The organism is Reichenbachiella agariperforans (assembly GCF_900142205.1).
Classification (GTDB): Bacteria; Bacteroidota; Bacteroidia; order Cytophagales; family Cyclobacteriaceae; genus Reichenbachiella; species Reichenbachiella agariperforans.
On record NZ_FRAA01000005.1, the window covers coordinates 195644 to 217321 of the forward strand.

The window sequence follows — 21678 nt, forward strand, 5'->3', positions numbered from 1 at the left end:
TGCTTCTTTTGGTTAGTTATAGAAGCCTAAAGTATTGCAAGTGCCTAGCACAACTATTGGTTAAAATGTCTGATAATGAAAAAAATAATAATTGCAGAAGACAGCTCAGTTATTCAAAATTTAACGAAGAAAATCTTACAGATTCAAAATTTCAGTATCACTTCAGTTAAAAATGGCCAAGAAGTTCTGAAAAAATTAGATGCTGAAGATTACGATCTAATCCTGATGGATATCAACATGCCCAAAATGGATGGAATGGAGTGTGCCAAACAAATCAGACAACTCAGCGACCCTATCAAATCCAAGATACCTATACTAGCGATCACTGGCAATGCAAGAAATTACTCTATCAGTGATTTCAATGAAGTCGGTATAAATGAATACATTCCTAAACCACTTAATTTCGATTTACTGGTAGACAAAGTAAAACTCTACACGGAAAAGGATGATTAAATACTCAAAACATTTTCTGAACAAACTGGAAGACCTCTTCTCTGAGTCAGATTATATTTTGAGATACGAAAAAGGGAATTTCCAATCGGGCTACTGCATCCTGAACGAATCTAAAGTCATTATTATCAATAAGTTCTATTCATTAGACGGAAAAATAAACTGTCTACTCGAAATCCTAAAGGAGGTGAAAATCTCTCACGAAAGATTGAGTGATAAGAATAAGAGCTTTTTGCACGAACTCACCAATAAGCAACTCGAACTTTGAAAATCACCTTCCTCGGCACAGGTACATCACAGGGCATACCCGTTATTGCATGTCAATGTGAGGTATGTAGCAGTGTGGATTTTAGAAATCAGCGCTTGAGATCATCTATCCTCATAGAACAAGAGGACACATGTATAGTCGTTGATACAGGCCCTGATTTTCGCCAGCAGATGCTTACTAGCCGTGTCAATCATTTGGATGCAGTCGTATTCACACATGAACACAAAGACCATGTAGCGGGCCTTGATGACATTCGCAGTTTCAACTTCAAACAAAAACGAGACATGCCGATTTATGGCCGTCCCACTGTGATCGATAGACTCAAAGTAGAATTTGGCTATGCTTTCTCTGAGGTAAAATACCCTGGCGTACCCACTTTTGAAGTTCGTGAAATAGAAAATGAGCCGTTTCAAATTGGTAAAATTAAGCTAACCCCTGTGGAAGTCATGCATTACAAACTACCCGTCTATGGTTTTAGAGTCGGGAAATTTGCCTACATCACAGATGCAAAAACTATTTCCGAGACTGAAAAAGACAAACTCAGAAACCTAGATGTATTGGTGCTCAATGCGCTTCAGGTCAAAGAGCATATCTCACACCTCACACTAGAAGAAGCTTTGGAATGGATAAAAGAACTACAACCCAAGAAAGCTTACTTTACTCACATTAGCCATTACCTAGGACTACATAGCGAGGTGCAAGAACAATTGCCTGATCACGTCTCCCTAGCCTATGATGGGTTGAGCATTTCACTCTGATGCAATTCAACTACTACTTTCTGCGATTTCTCAGCGAGGATCTCAAAGATCACTTGATTGGCAAACGACTTACTACATGTTTTAGCCAGAACAAAAATGAACTGGTCTTAGCATTCGAGGACGATCAAAGCACGTTTTATATCAAAGCAAACCTAGATGGCGAGGCGTCCCTCCTGTCCTTTCCCGAACAATTTGCACGGGCCAAAAGAAATTCAGCAGATCTGTTTGAAGACATCATCGATGAGACCATCACGGGCATCACACAATACGTGAATGAACGCTGCCTGACCATAGAATTCGGTACATACAGTCTACTCTTCAAACTACACGGCCGTCGTGCCAATGTGGTCTTATTCCATGACGAAGCATATGTAGCAATGTTTAAAAATGATCTAGTTGCAGACAAGCAGATTGACTTAATAGCTTTAGATCGCCCCATAGACCAAAGTCATGAGGCTATTCGGGCAGCAGACTTTGCATGGAAATCGATCTTCCCCACTTTCGATAAGAACCTAAAAAAGTATTTAGAAAGCAAAGGGTATCACGAGAGCGCTGATGATGAAAAGTTAGGACTGCTAGATCAGCTATTGGATCAGTTACTAGATCGGACTTTTTACCTCTATGAGACAGAAGCCCTCCCAAAAATGAGACTCATAACTGACCCTAGCTTAGGTGAAGTAACCGTGTTTACAGACACTATTGCCATTAGCAATGCTTATGCACGGGCATTTTTTCAAGAGTATCACTTCAACCGAGACAAGGAAAGAGCCATACGGCAAATCGAAAAGGAACTCCAAAAATCACAAAACTACCTCGAACACACCCAGACCAAAATCGATGCAATAGAGCAAGGTAGAAAATATGATGAGCTGGCCAATATACTTATGGCCAATCTGCATGTCCCTCTTGCTACAGAACAACGGAGCATTACACTTTTTGATTTCTATACCAATCAAGAGCTTGAGATCAAAATCAAACCCAAGATGAGCTTGCAAAAAAATGCAGAGGTCTACTATCGAAAATCTAAAAATCAAAATATAGAACTAGATATAGCCATCAAGAATCTACGTAAGAAAGAGAAACATGCACTACAACTCATGAAGGAGCTAGAAACACTCAAAACCACAGACAACTATCGGGATTTGAAAAAGCTTCTCAAGGATCAATCAAGTGCGGCACAAACCAACAAAGTCGTAGTTCCTTTCTACTCCTGTATGATTGATGGTTTTGAAGTTTATTTAGGGAAAAATGCTCGCAACAACGATCTGCTAACGCAAAAATACGCCAAGAAAAATGACACTTGGTTACATGCTAAAGATGTATCTGGCTCCCATGCTATCATTCGCAATCCCAACAACCAAATCATCGCCAAGCACATCATCGAAGAAGTAGCAGCCCTTGCTGCCTGGTATTCTAAAAGACAGCACGACACGCTCTGCCCTGTTCTATATACCCAAAAGAAATATGTTCGTAAACCCAAAGGAAGCCTACCTGGTCAAGTCATGGTGGATAGAGAACAAGTCGTATTAGTGAAGCCTAGCAGATCACTTCTGGAGGAATAGACAGCTTCTGTCATTGACAATTCGCTCCGTTATACTTACATTCATTTATGAACAATGAATTGAGATTACCAACAGCCTTAGTTCGTCACCTTCCTAACCGACCGCTAGCCCATCACACGTTCATAGTCATGAGGCTATCAATTTTATTATGTAACTAAACACAATTAACTATATGAAAGCATTACCGACATTAGGCAAATTTATCTATTCAATTCCAATGATGATCTTTGGACTGTTCCATTTTATGGGAGCTAAAGGCATGACAGGTATGGTCCCCTCATACATACCCGGAGGCGTTTTTTGGGTTTATCTAACAGGTGTAGCGTTGATTGCAGCAGGATTAGGCATCCTTATTGGCAAAAAAGGTAGATTAGCGGCTCAGTTACTAGGTCTCATGCTGGTGCTATTTGCACTAATGATACACCTACCTGGTGCTACTAGTGGTGATCAAGCAGCTACTGCGATGTTTCTTAAGGATATTGCTCTGGGTGGTGGCGCTTGGGTGCTTTCAGGTCAGTTACGCAGCTAGATTCACATCACTGGTCGTTAAGTTCTACTAACGATCAGTGTGTCAATATTTCCTCCTACCATGCGGCAGTTCTTTTGGATATATTCGTAGTGATGACCTCCCTTAATCAGTTTGTTGACAAAGTTTAAGTCTATCCCTTCCCCACCTGTTTTGGCTCCTTTGTCCAGCATATTGATCGTACCCATCACGAGCCCACCCGCATAAAACCCAAGAGGTGATTTGGTATTACCTACTAGTTTAAGGAAAGCATTTGTTTCTGGGTTATTCTTAATACTGATCTGAAATTGTCCAGTGGTTTTGGCAGCAAGTTGCCATTTGCCACACCCGAAGGCTGTCCATATATCAAGACAAGCATATAGTTCGCTACTCTCATCCTTACCAACAGAACCTGCAATATATTCTGCCCAATAATCAGAGTTGATCATCTTACCTATCGTAAAGTAAGCGTTGCTTTCTCCTAATTTTTCTAAGAACTTTTTGATCGTTTTGATTCCACCTGGCCCCAACCTCTTTTTGGCTTGCATAAGGAGTTTGATCTCGATCATCGCCATATAGTTAGAAAAATGTTTGGTGATAGTCATATCAAATTGATCGATAAGACCTTTTTTGGAATCCAAACCACTCAAATTGAGCCCATTGATAGCCTCTACGACGCTATTACCATTAGGAACGAATACATCGTCTACCTCACCAACTTCATGCTGTAGCTTACCTAGACCAGGTGATTTATTGATCTTGCGTTTGAATCCTCTGAAGATTTCAAACCTACAGATACTATCACCTTGAGAGAGACACTGGATTTGTTTGCCTCGGAATGTGCCTGGCTCTACTTCGAATATTGCCTCTATCGCACCACACAAAAAACCCAAAGTAAAATAACTCACTCCTGATAACCCCTTGCTTCTTAACCCAAAATGACGTTTCCATGCCATGGCATAATGCTCTGATGTAGCGTCTATATAACCACCTTTGGGCTGTATACTCTCTAGATGAATCCTACCAAAGCCACAATGGGCGAAGTACTTTTCTACTGCTTCTTTCCGCCTCTCGATTTTAATAAAGCGTTCGTTGTCTTTGAAGTATCTGCTAAAGGAAGTAAAGGCAATCTCTTGCGAAGTAGTCACAAGCAAGTCTACGATATCGAATTTATTCCCCATATCCTCTATTCCCTTCTGAAGGTATAGGTTCAAGTACTCACTCTGGAAGTTCAGGGGTTCGTTAGCAAAGTAGTAAACACTTTTGTCCTCGAAATAAGTATCAAAAGATATTTCCATAGATACAGGTAAGATTTATAATCCAGTAGTTAATTGATCATTAAAGATTGGGCAATTTAATGCGAAATTATGATTTGCACCTACATTTTACCAATTCAGGATAGAAAGATAGAATATCCTATTTGTTATTCTGGGGATAGAGTAGATAAAGATCAATCACTGCTTTAGTTCGAGCGAACAATTCTCTAAGAATGGCTTTTTTATGTTCGAATATCTCTGGAGTATCAGCCTGATAGCATTCTGCATTCATTCCTAACTTGTCTGCGATAAAAAGACACCTATAAGCATGGTACTCTTGGGTGACCATTACACACTGCTCGTACCCATAGACATCTCTGAGTCTAGCGACAGAGGCTAATGTTCTATCTCCATTGTCATCCAATATAAGACTAGACTGTGGTATACCGTGCTCCATGAGGTACTCTTCCATCATTTGTGCTTCATTGTAATAGATAGAGTCACGCGAACCACTGAGCACCAGTTTTTCTACTTTTCCCGACTTATATAATTCCACTGCTGCCTCCATTCGATTAACGAAAAACGGATTATCAGCCCCTCCTATTAGTTTGCTACTCGTACCAAACACCAAGGCTACTTCAGCTCCTAGCACCTGTCTAGAGTCGTCGTAGATGCGGCCAGAAGTCTCGCCAATGATCCATACGTTACAGAATACCAGAAAGCCAAGAACTAGTAAAAATCCTCCGAAGAGGTAGCGAAAAAACTTCATTCAAATTTGGTTTGGTTTTGCTCGAAATACTTTAGGTGCATATCGATTTTGGGCACCACTTTCTGATACCACTCTAGCAACAAAGAAAACTTTTCTTCCGAAGAAAGTTGCCATCCTTCAGTCTTTCTTATCGCATGATTGTAAAATTCTAGCACGATAGCAGCACTGACCGAGATATTAAAGCTCTCTGTAAAGCCTGCCATCGGAATAGTGATCAATTGGTCTGCATGCTCCTTCACATAGTTACTGATCCCTATTTCCTCTGCTCCAAAGACCACTGCAGTCTTTTTGGTCAAATCCACCTCTCGGTAATCTACGGCCTCTCGCGGTGATGTCGCTAGAATTTGATACCCTTGCTCACGCAACATGGCAAAACAGGTTTTCACGTTTTGCTCTTGATCTTTATGATGATGAACAGTGAGCCACTTACCCGAGCCACGTAGGACATAAGGGTTGAAGTCGAACTTATTATTCTGCTCGACTACATGTACATCTTGTAGTCCTAGACATTCAGCCGTACGCATCACAGCACTGGCATTGTGCGATTTGAAGATATCCTCCACCACAAAAGTCAAATGACGAGTACGCTGATTCAGTACTTGTTCGAATTTTCTCTTCTTGTTATCTGTGACGTATTGATCCAGATAACGCAGTAGTTTCTGATCGTACGCTTGTTTATCAAAAGAGTCCAAGTTGATCTTTTTCATCCTTGTCCTCCTTCTTCTTAGTATCCAGATCGACAGACGATCCTACATCATAGCCTTCTCCCGTTTTCTCTTCCTTCTTGACTTCTGCCTTGATGCTCTCCTTGAGCGCATCTAGTTCCGCTGTAGACGAAGAGTCAGGTGTCGGTTGCTCGACCACTATTTCCGTCACTGATAGGATGTTTTGGACAGGAAACTTGTTTCCTATGGCCTTCCAGCCTTTTTTGTCAATGATCTCAGAGAGTTCAAATTCTTTGACGGACTTGCTTCGTTCTCCCTTCTTACGGTAGCCAATCTCAACTTTCGGATTAGTAGTAGAAGTCAAAAAGAGCAATTTTGAATTTTTAGCATCATTGATCAAATTGTAAGTCTTGTCAATACTCGTAGCTTCTATCGCAAACCGCTTGATATAGGAAATCTTCGACTCACCATCTTGATGAATAGCTGTGACAATCCCATTCGGATCGAACTTTTCGATCTTATAAATTTGGTTCTGGTTGTAGTGATTAGAAAGCTCAAATGAGGTCAATTCACAGTTTCCATCTTTGAAAAAAACGATAATTTTATCATCCGCATTGAAGTTACCCAACAATACACCTCGTTCATCGCGGTTCAGTCGGCCAATGGTTTCGTCATACCAAATATCTGTCCCAGAGAGTGTTGACTTTCCTTCAGATTTAAGTACAACTTTACGTACAGGGTATTTGGTCAGTGTATTCCCTCCTGCCGCACGTCCTTTGATTTCTATATCCGCGAAATCAAAGTCAAAAACCTTCTTGCGTGCAGAAGAACCTGCTGTCAGGTATACCGTCACTAGCTCAGCTTCTCCATTTGGGTTGGCAGTGAAGTAGTGTACCTTAGATCCCTTGTCGCTTTTGGTCAGGTTATAGATACGGTCTCTGGTGATGGAAGTCACGCTGAAGCGCTTGACCATTGATCGTCCAGACTTACCATCCACATAGGCCATGTTGTAGACCATTCGCTCGTCGTTCTTATTGAAGACCGCCGCATGGATGATATCCTTGCCTACAAAGACTTTGTCTTGGATTTTGACTACTGAGAAGGTTCCGTTTTTGTGAAATACAATGATGTCATCCAAATCCGAACAGTCCGAAATGAATTCATCCTTCTTCATACCATAGCCTACAAATCCTTCTTTGAAATTGGCATACAACTTGGCATTGTTGGCCGCCACTGTCGTGGCAGTGATCGTTTCGATGGATGAGATTTCTGTCTTACGTTCTTTGCCCTCTCCGTATTTTTTGAGCAGGTTTTCGAAATAAGCCACGGCATAGTCTACCAGATTGGCCAAGTGATGCTCTACTTCCGCCAACTCCTCTTGCAGGCGCTTCATGAGCTCATCAGCCTTGAACTTGTCAAATTTAGAGATGCGCTTGATTTTGATCTCTGTCAATCGGATGATGTCGTCCTGCGTGATCTCACGGTAAAACTGCTCCTTGAACGGTTCCAGCCCCTGATCGATCGTTTCGAGTACGGCTTCCCACGTTTCGCATTCTTCTATGTCACGATAGATGCGGTTCTCTATAAATATTTTTTCAAGAGACGAAAACAGGATTTTCTCCAGCAATTCTCCTCTCTTGATTTCCAACTCTTGCTTGAGCAACTTGACCGTCTGATCTGTATTGATACGGAGGATCTCATCCACATTGGTGAATATAGGCTTCTCATCCACGATCACGCAGGCATTTGGCGAGATCGATACTTGACAATCCGTGAAAGCATACAATGCATCCATGGTAATATCTGGAGAGACACCATTGGCCAGCTCTACCAAAATCTCAATATCCTTGGCAGTATTGTCTACCACCTTTTTAATTTTGATTTTCCCTTTGTCGTTGGCTTTGATAATAGACTCTATCACACTGGTGGTGGTGGTACCAAAAGGAATGTCCTTGATGACGAGTGTTTTCTTGTCATACTCTTCGATTTTCGCACGAACCTTTACTTTGCCGCCACGTCCCCCTTTGTTGTACTCTTCGATATCGATGACTCCACCCGTCTGAAAATCAGGATAGAGCTTGAAGGGTTTGCCTCTCAGGTGTTTGATAGATGCCTCGATCAACTCGCAGAAATTGTGCGGTAGGATTTTGGTAGATAGCCCCACCGCGATCCCTTCTACCCCCTGAGCCAGTAGCAAGGGGAATTTTACAGGAAGTGTCACGGGCTCCTTCTTACGACCATCATAGGAGAGCTGCCAGTCTGTCGTCTGTGGGTTGTACAGGATATCCAGCGCCAGCTTGGAAGGCCGAGCTTCAATATACCTAGATGCTGCCGCACGATCCCCCGTGCGCACATCTCCCCAGTTGCCCTGCATATCGATGAGCAGTTCTTTTTGCCCGAGGTTGACCATGGCGTCACCGATGGACATGTCTCCGTGCGGGTGATACTGCATGGTAGATCCGATGATATTGGCAACCTTGTTGTACCTCCCGTCATCCATCTCCTTCATCGCATGGAGAATTCGTCGCTGCACAGGCTTCAAACCATCATTGATGGCAGGTACCGCGCGCTCTAGGATTACATAAGAGGCATAATCCAAAAACCAGTTTTCGTACAGCCCCGATACGGGCAGCACATTGTGGATTGGCTCGTTAGACTCGTTATTTAATTCTTCGTTTGGTTCTTGTCCGTTTTCTTCCATTTGTTACGCTACTTCCTCTACTAGGTCCTTTTCTACTCTTAATTTTTCGATGATAAAATTCTGTCGATCAGGCGTGTTTTTGCCCATATAAAATTTCAGAAGCTGTTCTACTTTCGTGTCTTTGTTGAGAATGACGGGTTCGAGACGAATGTCCTCTCCGATAAACTCTCCAAACTCCTCCGGTGAGATCTCTCCCAGTCCTTTGAACCGTGTGATCTCTGGCTTGTTACCTAGCTTAGCAATGGCCTTTTGACGCTCTTCATCTGAGTAGCAATAGATCGTTTCTTTCTTGTTTCTCACTCGAAACAATGGCGTCTCAAGAATGAACAAATGACCATTTTTGACCACTTCCGGGAAGAACTGTAAGAAGTAAGTCATCAATAGCAGACGAATGTGCATCCCATCCACATCGGCATCCGTCGCAATGACGATTTTGCGGTAGCGCAACCCCTCTATCCCGTCCTCAATATTGAGTGCATGTTGGAGTAGGTTGAACTCTTCGTTTTCATACACGACCTTCTTTGTACTCCCAAAGCAGTTAAACGGCTTGCCTCTCAAACTGAAAACCGCCTGCGTCTGTACATCGCGTGATTTAGTGATGGACCCACTGGCAGAGTCTCCCTCTGTGATGAAAAGCATCGTCCCATTCTTCTTGTCCTCGTCTCCTTTTTTGTCATCAAAATGGAGACGACAGTCTCTTAGTTTTTTGTTGTGTAGATTGGCTTTTTTCGCACGCTCATTGGCGAGTTTTTTGATACCCGCGATGTCTTTGCGCTCACGCTCAGACTGAAGGATACGCTTGAGTAGAGCATCTGCCGTCTCTGAGTTTTTGTGCAAATAGTCGTCGAGACTCTTTCGGAGAAAATCCAATACGAAAGTTCGCATGGTCGCTCCCTCTGGCACCACGGTCAACGAACCTAGCTTGGTCTTGGTCTGAGACTCAAATACGGGCTCCTGTACCCGAACAGCGATCGCGCCGACGATACTGGCTCGGATATCAGCTGCATCATAGTCCTTCTTGTAGAAGTCCCTGACCACTTTGACTACTGCCTCTCTGAACGCTGCGAGGTGTGTTCCTCCCTGCGTCGTGTTTTGCCCATTGACAAATGAATAGTACTCTTCTCCATACTGATTGGAGTGTGTCAGAGCAATTTCTATATCTTCACCTTTGAGGTGTATGATTGGATAGCGTTGGCTTTCGACATCTGTCTTCTTCGCCAAAAGGTCTTTGAGACCGTTTTCGCTATGGTATTTCTGCCCGTTGAAATTGATCGTCAATCCTGCGTTGAGGAAGGCGTAATTCCATATCAGGTTGTCGAGATATTCTGGAATAAAATGGTAGTTTTTGAATACTGACGCATCTGGCTCGAAGGTTATCTTGGTCCCATTGCGCTGCTCTGACTTTTCTACTGGCGAGTCGAGCGTGATGTTGCCCGCATTGAACTCTGCCATCTTGGTTTCTCCATCACGGAAGGACTGCACGCGAAAATAGGTTGAGAGAGCGTTGACCGCTTTTGTACCCACGCCATTTAGCCCTACCGATTTTTGAAAGGCTGAAGAGTCGTATTTGCCACCCGTATTGATTTTGGAAACACAGTCCACGACCTTACCCAGCGGAATACCACGTCCATAGTCTCTCACCTCTACGCGATGATCACCGACCTTGACCTGGATAGTCTTGCCATATCCCATCATGTGCTCATCGATACAGTTGTCCATGACTTCTTTGACGAGTACATAGATCCCATCGTCATGTGCAGAACCATCACCGAGTTTACCGATATACATACCAGGACGGAGACGGATATGCTCTTTCCAATCGAGGGATTTGATACTATCTTCCGTGTATTCAACTTTTTCAGCCATAATATCTTTTGATCAATCTAGTCGATGCGCCAAAACAGACACATCAGTCGTGCGAAACAGACCGTGAATATAGCCGATTTGATATGAAAAAATAAAGTCATTTTTCCGCTCAAAAAATCAATTCAGATCTAAGTCATTGGAGAATTTATTGAATCAAATAGCGATAACTATCTGATAAGCAATATGTTTTTACTTCTTGGTGATTTGTAGATACAAAAACCAAAAAATCCACAAGATGATAAATATCGGCCCTAAGTACACCAATACTGTGTAGTCGGTGATATCCAAGTTTTGTCTGGACTGGAAGAGGCCAAGATAAATAATGGAAAGGATGTAAGTAACATTGAACATCAGCGAAAGTCCATTGATCCAATGGTACATACTTTCGGATTTGGTCATCTGACCAAAATCGATCAAGTCCATATCCACTTCGCTTTGTTTCAAACGTCTATACAAGAAGATGAGCCCATTGGTCACCACAAAAACGCCTATCGCCAGATAAAACAACATACTCTTATCCACACTATGCGTAGCTAAACCGCTCGCATTAAAATACACATCGATCTGCGCTGGGAACAGTGCGTAATAATAGAGCAATACGATTAAAAAAATAGGAACAGAAATGAGATAGCAGAACTTGATTGCCTTGACCATAATGGAATTAAATTTCAGATTGCAAAACTAAGCAAAGTGCGAGCAAGAAAAAACTCAATTCGTTTGTGCTTCGTCACTACCAAACACTTTTTGGATGATGGCACTGGCATAGTCGAGTGGGTTAGCTCTGATCTTCTTCTCTTCCTCCCCTATCAGGTAAAACAAGCCTTCAACTGCTCGCTCCGTAGCATACCCATCTATTGATTCGGGCAGCTCCTGATTGATATAATCCTTGACGGCAATGGTTTGAGTGGTCACTACCAAATTAACCTCATACTCGTAAGCCAAAAAACCCTGGATGCTAGCATAAAGGGTAGTCGCCTGTGTCTGATCTAGTGCAGATTTGATATCTGGCTGAAAACTATCAATCAGCTGACTCCTCGTCTTGCTGATGAAATACTCAGTAGCAGAGGTTTCACCTCCCTGCAGGATCGCCAAGGCATCTGTAATACTCATACTCGTGATCGCATCGACGAATATAGGCGATGCTTTCTGTGCTGCGGATTCTGCGCCGCGATTCATAGCAGTAATCAGCTCTTCGAAAGGATCCTGATCAATATCAGGGGTAGCAGCGATGTACACATCCATGATGGTGCTATACTTCACTCCCACTACAGGCACAGAGCCATTCGCTATGGTCTCTTGTAGTGCGGCTACTTCGCTGGGTAAAAATATCTTGATCAATTCATTTTTAAGGTAACCATCTGTGGCAGACGCCGAAGTAGTCGATTCGTCCACTCCTTCGTTGAGCGCTGCTTTGAGTCCCTCAGCGATTTCTTGTTCGGACAGGGGCAGGTCAAAGAACTTTTCAGCTTCTTCGCAACTACACATCAGCAACAATATCAGGCACGGAATCAATAACAATGTTTTTCTCATAGCGGTAATTTCTTCTCTGGCTCAAATGTAACATTGTCTAAAAGAATATATCTTAGTTTTTCAAAGATCATCTGTATTATGAAAGAATTCTTACACATCGAGTTATTGCATATAGGTGACTATCAGATCATGGTGTATCATATATTGGCTCTGGCTGGTATATTTATTGGTACCAAGTTGATACTCTTTATCACTTACAGGATCTTTCTTCGCCAGATCAAAACAAAGAGTTATGACGAAGGACGTAGCTTGGCTTTTTATCAAATCATCAAGTATGTTCTGATCGTAGCAGCGATAGCCGCAGGACTAGAGACCATGGGGATCAAATTGACGCTCCTCTTGGCGGGCTCTGCCGCATTGCTGGTGGGATTAGGTTTGGGGATTCAGCAGTTCTTCAATGATCTGGTCTCAGGATTGGTACTACTCATAGAGGGTACGGTGACTGTTGGGGATATTGTGGAGCTCGATGGGCTCGTAGGCAAAATCACCGAAATCAATATGCGTACATCCAGCGTCGCTACACGTGACAACATCATGATCATAGTCCCAAACTCCAAATTGGTCGGAGACAATGTGATCAATTGGTCACACAATCGTGAAGCCACCCGGTTTCATGTAGAAGTCGGCGTAGCGTATGGTACAGACCTCAATCATGCCGAACGGCTCATCCTGCAGTCAGCCTTGAAGAATAGCTACGTCGCAAAAAAACCTGAACCCTTTACTCGGTTTATAGAATTTGGAGACTCCTCTTTGAACCTTGAAGTATACTTCTGGACGAGAAACATGTGGGAAATAGAATTCGTCAAAAGTGAGATTCGAAAAGAAATATACGCTGCATTTAACCGTGAAAATATCACGATACCATTTCCGCAACGAGACATTCATGTACATTCGAACCAAAAAAATTAAACGCACAACATGACTACAATAGATATCGGATTAACAAGGAGGCCATTTCATCAGCTGCACTTCTATTTATTATAATCTCTCATTCCTACAAATCGATAAAAATAACACTCGTATCACGGTGACACGACCCTTCCACTATGCTGTACGGAAAGATACGATGAAGGTACTTCCCTCTCCTATGACACTCTCACATTGGATGGTAGCTCCCATAGCATCTACGAACTTCTTAACGATAGATAGCCCTAGACCAATGGACTCTTCATTGCCTGTAGGCCGTGCACTCAGCTGCTGATATTTAGTAAAGAGTAGTTCTTGATCCTCTTCTGTTATCCCTTGTCCTTCATCTCTCAGACGAACGATCACAGTCCTATCTGTACGCTCCAGTGAGAGGTAAATATTCGTATCTCTATCGCTATATTTAATCGCATTGGACATCAAGTTGTCAAAAACCTGCATAGTATACTTGGAATCGATTAATGCCTGATAGACTTGATCGTCATAGTTCTTATGTATGACGATATTCTTTTTGGAAGCTACATATTCATAGTTATCGGCTACTTTGTTCACGAGAGTGGCTACATCACATGGTGTCATATCCAAATTAATCTTCATATCCTCAACAGCACTCATATCCATCACTCGATCAATCATATCACGCATATTATCTACGCTATCGTTGAGCATACGCGTATAATTGCGCTGCTCCTGACTGCTCACATGATCTAAATTGACTAGTGACATCACTCCCTTGATATTGTTCAGGGGACTCCTCAGATCATGAGCAACCATACCCATGAGGGTATTTTTCTCTTCATTGATTTGTACCAGTTTCTGATTGTGCCGCTGCATAAGGTAATAAGACCTCCCTAAGCTAATTCCAAGAATCAAGATCAGTGCTAGAATAAGATAGAGATTGTTGGTGTTAGACACTTGCTTGTCCAACCGAGCCCGTAACGCAAGGTTTTCGGCTTTTTCTTTGAATGCTAATAGATGTAGCTTCTTTTCAAATTCATAATTAGCAGTTACTTTAGACACCTCTGACCTCTCTTGATCCGACAGTAGTAGGTCTCTCGACCTCTGATAAGCCTCGAAATAGCGAAGAGCAGTTCCTAAATCTCCAACCTTCTTATATATTTTATAGAGTGAGAAATTAGACTTGACACGTTCTTCAATAAGTTGAAAACGTTCGCAAAGTGCCAAGCTCTCTTTTAGATGCTTCAATCCTTTGGACACAGCGTGTGTTTCAATTTGAATCTCACCCAAATGCCTGAGCGCACTTGCCACAAGCATATGATTCTGGCAGCGCTTGGCTAACAAAATAGCTTGATCATAATACCAACTTGCAGAGTCATATTCCTTTTTAATTCCATAGAGCTCTGCCATCCCTTCATAGGGATAAGCCAAATCACAACCTCTTCCTGCTTTTTTGGTCAAAGTAAGTGAACGCATCAGAACCGCTTGCGCTCTTATCGTATCCTTTTCCTCTAGAAAAATACAGCCAATGTTCCCCAGCAAGTAAGCTTCATCCTCATCCAATCCTAAAACATGTGCTTTTTCAATGGCTGACCAGTACAGCTCTTTAGCCTCGGCACTCTTTCCTATTAGCTCATACAAAATGGCTAAATTATTCGATACTATAATTTCAGCGTTAGTATCTGTACTTCGTTTGGCAACTTCCAGTGCACGATAGTAATACTCAAAAGCCTTGCTTTGATCCGATAGTTCATCATAGATAATCCCCAGCAAGTTCCATATGTGCCAAGCATTCTGATTAGTTCCTAGCTCCTCATAGTACTTTTTTGCCTTTAGGATATGCTGCATCGCTAACACATTATTTCCCAAAGAATTAGCAATACTACTAATCCCATAGTGAGCCTCCGCAGCTCTATAAGAGTACTCCATCGAGTCAGCTAATGTCAAAGACTGAACATAATAATACATCGCAGAATCCAAATTATCCAAATCGTTCATATTCTCCCCATAGGCAAAGAGCACATCTGAAATCAATTTAGTATCTGCAATTTCCTCTGCCAAAGTTTGGGCTACCTCAAGATTCTTAAAACTGTTTGCAAAATTACGGGTTTTGTTTAGGCACTCTCCTATATGGTAAGAGCTCTTCGCCTGTCCCCATAGGTAGTTCAGTGAAGCGGAAATATAATAAGCCTGCTCGGCAAGTTCGAGTCGGTGCTCTCGGTCGTCAATCGCACCAAGCACTTCAAATAGCATATTGACTTTTTGGGTATCCGCAGGCATCAAGGCTAGTTTTTCGAGCATACTCTTCTGATCCAGCTTTTGGGATAAAGCGGAGAAAGAACAAAAAATAAGTAAAATGGAAAATTTAAACATGTATTTCCATTCACTGGTTGAACCAATCATGACTTATCATTTTATTTTTTCTCGAAAATGATACTGCTGCTATTCAGTTAGTCCTTGGTTATCAATCTTCAGAGCTCATAGACTCTTCAAGTCCTTCTATGTCTAAATCATCCAGATCAATCTTTTGATCCGCATGATCTAGTCCCCCTATTCCCGTAGGGTCAATACTTTCCATGCCCTCATCAATTTTTTGTTGCTCCAAATCATCATCCTGACGTGTACTATCTTTCATTTCGATCGGATTTTTTTAATTATCAACTAGCCATGTTTTACTATAGTTTCTACTCCCACATACATGTAGAGAATGATTTACTTGTCTGAGTTATATTCAAACAAACACCGCAACAATATAGAAAACTATTTTAGCGCAGATATTGAACAACGGTATGAACCATGACATGTCAACGCTACTGACGAGAGGAATAAACCACACACCTCTCACATTCTAAGCTTAAAGTTCGGGTAGTAAAGAAACGAATCCAAGGATTCGTCAATTAATTCTCGAAATATACCAATTATCAAGTAGAGAAGCGATTTGACTTTAAATGTTTCCTTCCATTATAAACATAGATCAAGGTCTCCCTTTTTAAAACTTATACTATTAATCTCTATCCCCCACGGAACTAAAGCCTAGAAAGGTGCGTTGGGTACACACTAAATCAAACAGTGTTCAAAAAGAATATCATGACCAAAGAAGAAACGATCCAATCGGCGGTAAAAGACGCCTATACTTTCGAGCAGTACATCGCCCGCATCGAGCAACTACACACCGAAGAGAAAGCCACCAGTTCTCCTGACAATAAGATGTACTACGACTACTCCGTACTGGGTCTGGCACGTATGCAGCGTGTCTACAAAAAGGCAGAATTAAATCCCGAAATCACCCAAGCTGTCGCAACGATCCAAAGCCCCCAGCACTGGGTACTGATCAGCGAATCATGGTGCGGAGACGCTTCTCAGACCGTCCCCGTCATAGCTCGAATCGCGGAGCAAAACCCTAATATCACACTGCACATCGTCCTAAGAGACTCCAACCCCGATCTCATGGAGTACTACAAGACCAACGGTGCGACCTCCATCCCGATCCTAGCGATTCTAGATGAGAACTGGTCAGAGCTCACCGTATGGGGACCTAGACCTGCTGTCGCTCAACAAAAAGTCATGAACTACAAATCTACCCCCGAAGCAGAACGCCCTGCCTACGAAGAGCTATCCAAAGAAATACAGAAGTGGTACAATGCAGATAAAGGCATCAGTACACAAAATGAATTGGCAAAACTCATTAAATAGACAGAAATCCAATAACTTATGGAGTCTCGTATCTATCACATACAGACTCCATAAATAGAACAAACAAATGTCCGAAAGCCTGACCCTCGCAATCAACACTCTCGCTCCTACATTCGATCTCACTGATATCTTTGGCAGGCGGATCAACCTCAAAGACTACCGTGGTAAGCGTGTCATAGTCGGCTTCTTTCGTCATGCAGGTTGCCCGTTTTGCAACATACGTATCCATCGGTTACAAAAAAAACATGCGGCGTTCAAAGCGTTAGGCTTAGAGATGATCTTCTTCTTTGAATCCGAAGAAAAAGTACTTAAGAGCCACGAGTTTCATGTAGATGTGAATCCTATTCCTTTAATATCAGACCCAGACAAAATCTGGTATCAGAAGTATGGCATAGAATCCTCTGGTGTCAAATCAGCAGTAAGTCACGTGACTAGTTTTTTTCAAACCGTCGTAGAGGCCAAAATGAAAGGACTGCCTGTACACATGATGGAGGGCAACGAGTCTATCAAAACAATCCCTGCCGAGTTTCTCATCGACGACAAAGGCATGGTACGAAAGGTACACTATGCCCGCAGTCTGACCGACCGCATGAAATTAGAGACTATTTCGAAGTTTGCCGAAACTGGTAATGTATAAATAAGGACTAAAAATCATCTCTGTTTTTGAGATAGCTGGTGTGAAATGGGTTAATTAGCGAACCGAATCAAACAAGCACACAAGATGAAAAATTACTTCCTGTCCATAGTACTAACCCTAACGATAGTACTGCCACTTGTGGGACAATCAGACAAGTACCAAACTAAAAGTGACCTAGCATACTACAGCAAAAAGCTCCAAAAAACAGATAGCTATATAGCTGAGCGGTGCAAACTAGACCTCTACTACCCTACAGACTCCGCTAACTTTGCGACCATCGTATGGTTTCATGGCGGTGGACTCACTAGCGGCAACAAAGAACTCCCTGCACGTCTCAAACAACAAGGGGTAGCCATCGTAGGTGTAAACTATCGCCTCTACCCCAACGTAAAAGCACCCGTCTACATCGAAGATGCCGCTGCTGCCATCGCATGGGTATTTGAACACATCGAAGAGTTCGGTGGAGATCCTAACAAGATATTTCTGTCCGGGCACTCTGCGGGTGGCTATCTCGCAAGTATGGTCGGAATGGACAAACGCTGGCTAGCCACTCATAACATAGATGCCAACCGTATTGCAGGATTGATTCCTTTTAGTGGTCATACAATTACACATTTCACTGTTCGAGAAGAAAGAGGTATCGCAGGAACACAACCAGTGATCGATAATCTAGCACCACTCTACCACGTGAGAGCAGATGCACCACCACTCCTACTCATCACTGGTGATCGTGAGATGGAGCTACTCGGTCGCTATGAAGAAAATGCCTTTATGATGCGCATGATGAAGGTCGCAGGACATCAGGACACACGCATCTATGAGATGGATGGCTATGGACATGGCATGACTGAGCCGGCATTCCCCCTACTCCTCAAAGAAGTCGAACGCATTGTTTCACAGTGAATTAGATTTTTAATCTAATCTGAAAACGATCAATCCATGCTGTGATCTGTATCACCAATACAGCAAACAGTATGGATTTGACTAACCCCAACGTTCCTGTTGTAAACATATCTGGCAAGTCCCAACCCACCAGAGTCAATATGGGATAGACAAAATACGGAATCAAATAACACGTGAGCGTACTATAGCCTGCCGCTGCGATCGGTTTTGACCAAGCCGTCATTCCCTTTTGGTCCGTCAGCACATATAGGATGACAAAAACAAGGGTCGTGATCCCAGCACAGATAGTCGTCCAGGAAGGGGTTGCAAGAATTTTGGAAATCCCCCACTCTGGTCGTGTCAAAAAACCAAAGGCCAACAAGACACCAGACAAACCTAACAAGACCGGCACGAGGTATGTGGACTTACCCTTCTTGATCATATAGGAGTACATCACCGTCACCCAGACACCCAGCATGACACTGGCGTGATTAGAAGCACTCACAACCAGAGTGAAGTCTACTCCACCGAGGTGCAAAAACTCATTTACATTCATGAATACCAATACAATACAGGCCGAAGATATCGCTAGTATACTATCTCCTATCCATAGATAGAGCACTGCACATAGAAGGTAAGCCCAACCAATCAGCCCCAGTATTCCCCACCAGTGAATCAACATCCAGTCTCCACTCGCACTCTGATAGATCACTGCCAAAAGGAGTAAAATGCTCCATCCGGCTAGTTTCATCACCACGGTCGGTATGGTATTCCACACCTTAGGGTTTCGGTAGTTATTCCAAATCAGTACAAAGGCCAGTGCCATCAAAATCTGCCAGAAAGGCTTACTCACTATCATCTGACCATCATCGATACTTTCCATGTTGACCATGAACAGTCCCATGACTACCAAGGCAACCGTTCGACTCAGGATATGCAACAGTACTTTAGGTTTGGATTCTCCTTTCTTTATGCGGGCCTTGAGAGCATGAGGAATAGATAGTCCTACGATGAACAAAAATGCTGGAAAGACGACATCAGCTAGTCCCATACCATCCACATCTGCTGCCTTATGTTCGAGCCACTCAGGTATCTCGGTCAGAGACCATAGGTCATTGACGAAAATCATAAGCAACATCGTCAGTGCTCTAATTATATCTATCGAGGCAAGTCTATTACTTTTCATTCTGATCAAGATAATTAATCATGGCTTTAAAACTAGCAACTTGATCCATAGCAGATTGGTTGGTACTCTTGCCATAGTAGGCATCCAAGAACGAACCAGCGGGACTCCATACCGTCTGCATTGTCCCTAGATATCTCGGACGCATACGTGGATTGCTATTTTCTTGAAAGAACCCCATCATCTCCATGTGTGCAGTCGTAACCATTGCTTTGTTCCAAAAACAAGAAATCACTGACAGTCCCTTCGTTGCAAAGAGTGCAGGAGTAGGCTCTGCTACATCATAGTGCCAGTCACATATCACCACATCTTTAGGGATGAGGTCAATAGCTGCTTCTGTACTATGGTAGCTACCCTCCCACATACCTAAACCACTCGTTTTTCCTTCGAGTAATCGATCTCCCCAGATCCAAAGCTTACGATCTGAAGTTGCTAGATGATCTCTAATGCGTCCGACCTCTGCTGCATATAGTTCAGCTTTGTCTTGCCCACCACATCTGGGGCATTGATCATCACCTATGTAAAACACCTCGTCCATTCCTGCATGAAATGCCGATGCTTCGAAAACTTCCATGATCTCATCCACCAAAGCAAATACTACTTCGTGCACCTGAGGATGAAGCGTGCAATAGCTCTTGCAGTAGAGACTGTCCTTGTTCGGCCACTCGTACTTCTTGGGCATCTTCACATGTGGTGTTTCGTCAAATTCGGGATATTCTTGTAGCAGTTTCTCCAATCCTGAAGCCCAAGACTGGTGTCCTAGCAAATTGATCTGTGGGATCAATGCTATATTTTGAGATTGCGCTGACTTGACTAGCTTCTTGATTTGTGCTTTCGTGAGTGGATCTTCATTTCTTAATTTTGGATAAGACTCATAAGAATAATTATAATCCACACGTAGCACTAAAGTATTGATCCCATTGGGGCCGAGTTCTTCTTCCATAAAAGAGATGAATTCATCTAGACGATCCGGAGTAGGTGCAGCTATCGCAAAACCATATAACGTAGGCATAGCCAATGTATCATTGGTCACAGACTGTCCCCATACCCCAGTGTACAAGACAGACATCCACAAAATCAATATCATTTTTCTCATGAGTCTAATATACACTTCTCATGCTACCTAGTCACATATAATCGCTAAACCGATTCACATCATAGCCTAACAGCACTTGCCTTTCGATTGGTTTATTCAAACTCCTCTTTCATTTCAAAAATCTAACTATGAAATCACTTCATGTTACTTTTCTCAGAAAAAGGCTCAAATATTTTATTCTTCATTTCACCTGAAAAAATATACAGCTCACCGATTTCCACTTTAGTAGTATCAGAGCTTGCCCTATCCTTGCATCGTAATCAATTTCAAAAAACGATAAAATTACGAACATGAAAACGACACTAAAAACAATCGCCCTGACTCTATTGGTAACTATGACTTCACTAGCATACGCTGGAGAAAAGTCTGAAAAAATGGTTAGTCCAGAACTAAATGTTCAGATCACGGCTATGTCTCAGTCGAAAGTATTGGTAGCCTTCAACAAGCTAGAAGGAGAAGTAGTTAAAGTAAAAATATATGACGCTGCTGGATCATTGATCTACCAAGATAAAGATGTCAACAACGCAAAGTATGCCAAAAGATTTGACCTATCTGCTTATCCTGCTGGTGAGTATGTATATGCAGTATCTAACGATGTATACAGTGTCTCCAAAACTGTGGAGTTAAAATAAAGAAACTGAATAAGAATAAGTTTATAACTTTTTGGAATCCCAGACGTGACACGTCTGGGATTTTTTTGTTTATACACAGGCATTTTCGCACAACCTATGGATCAGTCGGTATGTCTGGGGATAAAAATCAATATTCGACATTGAGCATTCGAGATTCATTATTTCAATCATTTAAATATTAGCTCAAAGACTCATAATAGGTGATTATTTTATAATAAAAAAAACAATAATGAATTTCGAACAATGAATCTTGAATAACGAAGTGATCTACTACCTCTACCCCCAGAAATACGGAGTGATCCCAACCTATGTGCTTGCCAAAACAGAGCTTCACCTCACCCGA

The 21678-nt window shown here is 42.4% G+C and carries 21 protein-coding genes; 10 read left to right on the plus strand and 11 right to left on the minus strand.

Going from position 1 to position 21678, the window contains the following annotated elements; translation table 11 throughout:
• The first annotated feature begins 75 nt into the window (after window positions 1-75).
• The 5 genes from BUB99_RS14025 (at window position 76) to BUB99_RS14045 (ending at window position 3567) form a co-directional block, all read left to right on the plus strand.
• Window positions 76-453, plus strand: a complete 378-nt coding sequence (locus BUB99_RS14025; RefSeq protein ID WP_073123314.1) for a response regulator — start codon at window positions 76-78, stop codon at window positions 451-453.
• Complete coding sequence (locus BUB99_RS14030; protein ID WP_073123316.1) at window positions 446-718, plus strand: hypothetical protein; 273 nt, start codon at window positions 446-448, stop codon at window positions 716-718. Before BUB99_RS14025 ends, BUB99_RS14030 begins: the two co-directional genes overlap by 8 nt.
• On the plus strand, window positions 715-1476 hold the full coding sequence (locus BUB99_RS14035; protein WP_073123318.1) for an MBL fold metallo-hydrolase: 762 nt from the start codon (window positions 715-717) through the stop codon (window positions 1474-1476). Before BUB99_RS14030 ends, BUB99_RS14035 begins: the two co-directional genes overlap by 4 nt.
• A complete protein-coding gene (locus BUB99_RS14040) occupies window positions 1476-3038 on the plus strand; it encodes an NFACT RNA binding domain-containing protein (protein ID WP_073123320.1) in 1563 nt (520 codons plus the stop codon). The genes BUB99_RS14035 and BUB99_RS14040 overlap by 1 nt, the downstream gene beginning before the upstream one ends.
• Window positions 3039-3210: 172 nt before the next feature.
• The gene (locus BUB99_RS14045; protein ID WP_073123322.1) at window positions 3211-3567 is read left to right on the plus strand and encodes a DoxX family protein; all 357 of its coding nucleotides are present in this window, start codon (window positions 3211-3213) and stop codon (window positions 3565-3567) included.
• A gap of 17 nt (window positions 3568-3584) precedes the next feature.
• Here the strand turns inward: BUB99_RS14045 and BUB99_RS14050 are convergent, their stop codons facing one another.
• From BUB99_RS14050 to BUB99_RS14080, 7 genes are all read right to left on the minus strand, one after another.
• Window positions 3585-4841, minus strand: coding sequence for a 4-vinyl reductase (locus BUB99_RS14050; protein ID WP_073123324.1), 1257 nt, complete (start codon window positions 4839-4841; stop codon window positions 3585-3587).
• Window positions 4842-4959: 118 nt separating this feature from the next.
• Window positions 4960-5568 carry a SanA/YdcF family protein gene (locus tag BUB99_RS14055; RefSeq protein WP_073123326.1) on the minus strand — a complete coding sequence of 203 codons (609 nt, stop codon included), beginning with the start codon at window positions 5566-5568 and terminating at the stop codon, window positions 4960-4962.
• A complete protein-coding gene (locus BUB99_RS14060; RefSeq protein WP_073123329.1) occupies window positions 5565-6275 on the minus strand; it encodes a TrmH family RNA methyltransferase in 711 nt (236 codons plus the stop codon). The genes BUB99_RS14055 and BUB99_RS14060 overlap by 4 nt, the downstream gene beginning before the upstream one ends.
• The gene (locus tag BUB99_RS14065) at window positions 6247-8934 is read right to left on the minus strand and encodes a DNA gyrase/topoisomerase IV subunit A (protein WP_073123330.1); all 2688 of its coding nucleotides are present in this window, start codon (window positions 8932-8934) and stop codon (window positions 6247-6249) included. Before BUB99_RS14065 ends, BUB99_RS14060 begins: the two co-directional genes overlap by 29 nt.
• 3 nt (window positions 8935-8937) lie before the next feature.
• A complete protein-coding gene (locus BUB99_RS14070) occupies window positions 8938-10800 on the minus strand; it encodes a DNA topoisomerase IV subunit B (RefSeq protein ID WP_073123332.1) in 1863 nt (620 codons plus the stop codon).
• Window positions 10801-10989: 189 nt separating this feature from the next.
• A complete protein-coding gene (locus BUB99_RS14075; RefSeq protein ID WP_073123334.1) occupies window positions 10990-11454 on the minus strand; it encodes a hypothetical protein in 465 nt (154 codons plus the stop codon).
• Between the two features lie 54 nt (window positions 11455-11508).
• Window positions 11509-12330 (minus strand): DUF4197 domain-containing protein, encoded by an 822-nt coding sequence (locus BUB99_RS14080; protein ID WP_084190564.1) that lies wholly within the window; start codon window positions 12328-12330, stop codon window positions 11509-11511.
• Between the two features lie 78 nt (window positions 12331-12408).
• On the opposite strand from BUB99_RS14080, the gene BUB99_RS14085 reads away from it, so the two are divergent.
• On the plus strand, window positions 12409-13239 hold the full coding sequence (locus BUB99_RS14085; RefSeq protein ID WP_073123337.1) for a mechanosensitive ion channel family protein: 831 nt from the start codon (window positions 12409-12411) through the stop codon (window positions 13237-13239).
• 135 nt (window positions 13240-13374) lie between these two features.
• On the opposite strand, the gene BUB99_RS14090 is transcribed toward BUB99_RS14085, so the two are convergent.
• Together BUB99_RS14090 and BUB99_RS20430 are read right to left on the minus strand one after the other, a co-directional pair.
• Complete coding sequence (locus tag BUB99_RS14090) at window positions 13375-15513, minus strand: tetratricopeptide repeat-containing sensor histidine kinase (RefSeq protein ID WP_073123339.1); 2139 nt, start codon at window positions 15511-15513, stop codon at window positions 13375-13377.
• A 163-nt stretch (window positions 15514-15676) separates the two neighbouring features.
• Window positions 15677-15847, minus strand: coding sequence for a hypothetical protein (locus BUB99_RS20430; protein WP_158584116.1), 171 nt, complete (start codon window positions 15845-15847; stop codon window positions 15677-15679).
• Window positions 15848-16299: 452 nt separating this feature from the next.
• Here BUB99_RS20430 and BUB99_RS14095 point away from each other — a divergent pair, with 452 nt between their 5' ends.
• The 3 genes from BUB99_RS14095 to BUB99_RS14105 all read left to right on the plus strand — a co-directional run bounded on the left by BUB99_RS14095 (window position 16300) and on the right by BUB99_RS14105 (window position 18445).
• Window positions 16300-16905 (plus strand): thioredoxin family protein, encoded by a 606-nt coding sequence (locus BUB99_RS14095; protein WP_073123341.1) that lies wholly within the window; start codon window positions 16300-16302, stop codon window positions 16903-16905.
• A gap of 67 nt (window positions 16906-16972) precedes the next feature.
• Complete coding sequence (locus BUB99_RS14100) at window positions 16973-17542, plus strand: peroxiredoxin-like family protein (protein WP_084190566.1); 570 nt, start codon at window positions 16973-16975, stop codon at window positions 17540-17542.
• Window positions 17543-17626: 84 nt separating this feature from the next.
• Window positions 17627-18445, plus strand: a complete 819-nt coding sequence (locus tag BUB99_RS14105; protein WP_073123343.1) for an alpha/beta hydrolase — start codon at window positions 17627-17629, stop codon at window positions 18443-18445.
• Window position 18446: 1 nt separating this feature from the next.
• On the opposite strand, the gene BUB99_RS14110 is transcribed toward BUB99_RS14105, so the two are convergent.
• A complete protein-coding gene (locus BUB99_RS14110; protein WP_073123345.1) occupies window positions 18447-19610 on the minus strand; it encodes a DUF5009 domain-containing protein in 1164 nt (387 codons plus the stop codon).
• Window positions 19600-20703 (minus strand): family 20 glycosylhydrolase, encoded by a 1104-nt coding sequence (locus BUB99_RS14115; protein ID WP_073123347.1) that lies wholly within the window; start codon window positions 20701-20703, stop codon window positions 19600-19602. The genes BUB99_RS14110 and BUB99_RS14115 overlap by 11 nt, the downstream gene beginning before the upstream one ends.
• 290 nt (window positions 20704-20993) lie before the next feature.
• Here BUB99_RS14115 and BUB99_RS14120 point away from each other — a divergent pair, with 290 nt between their 5' ends.
• Window positions 20994-21335: a T9SS type A sorting domain-containing protein gene (locus tag BUB99_RS14120; protein WP_139281020.1), complete on the plus strand. Its 342-nt coding sequence runs from the start codon at window positions 20994-20996 to the stop codon at window positions 21333-21335.
• Window positions 21336-21678: the final 343 nt, after the last annotated feature.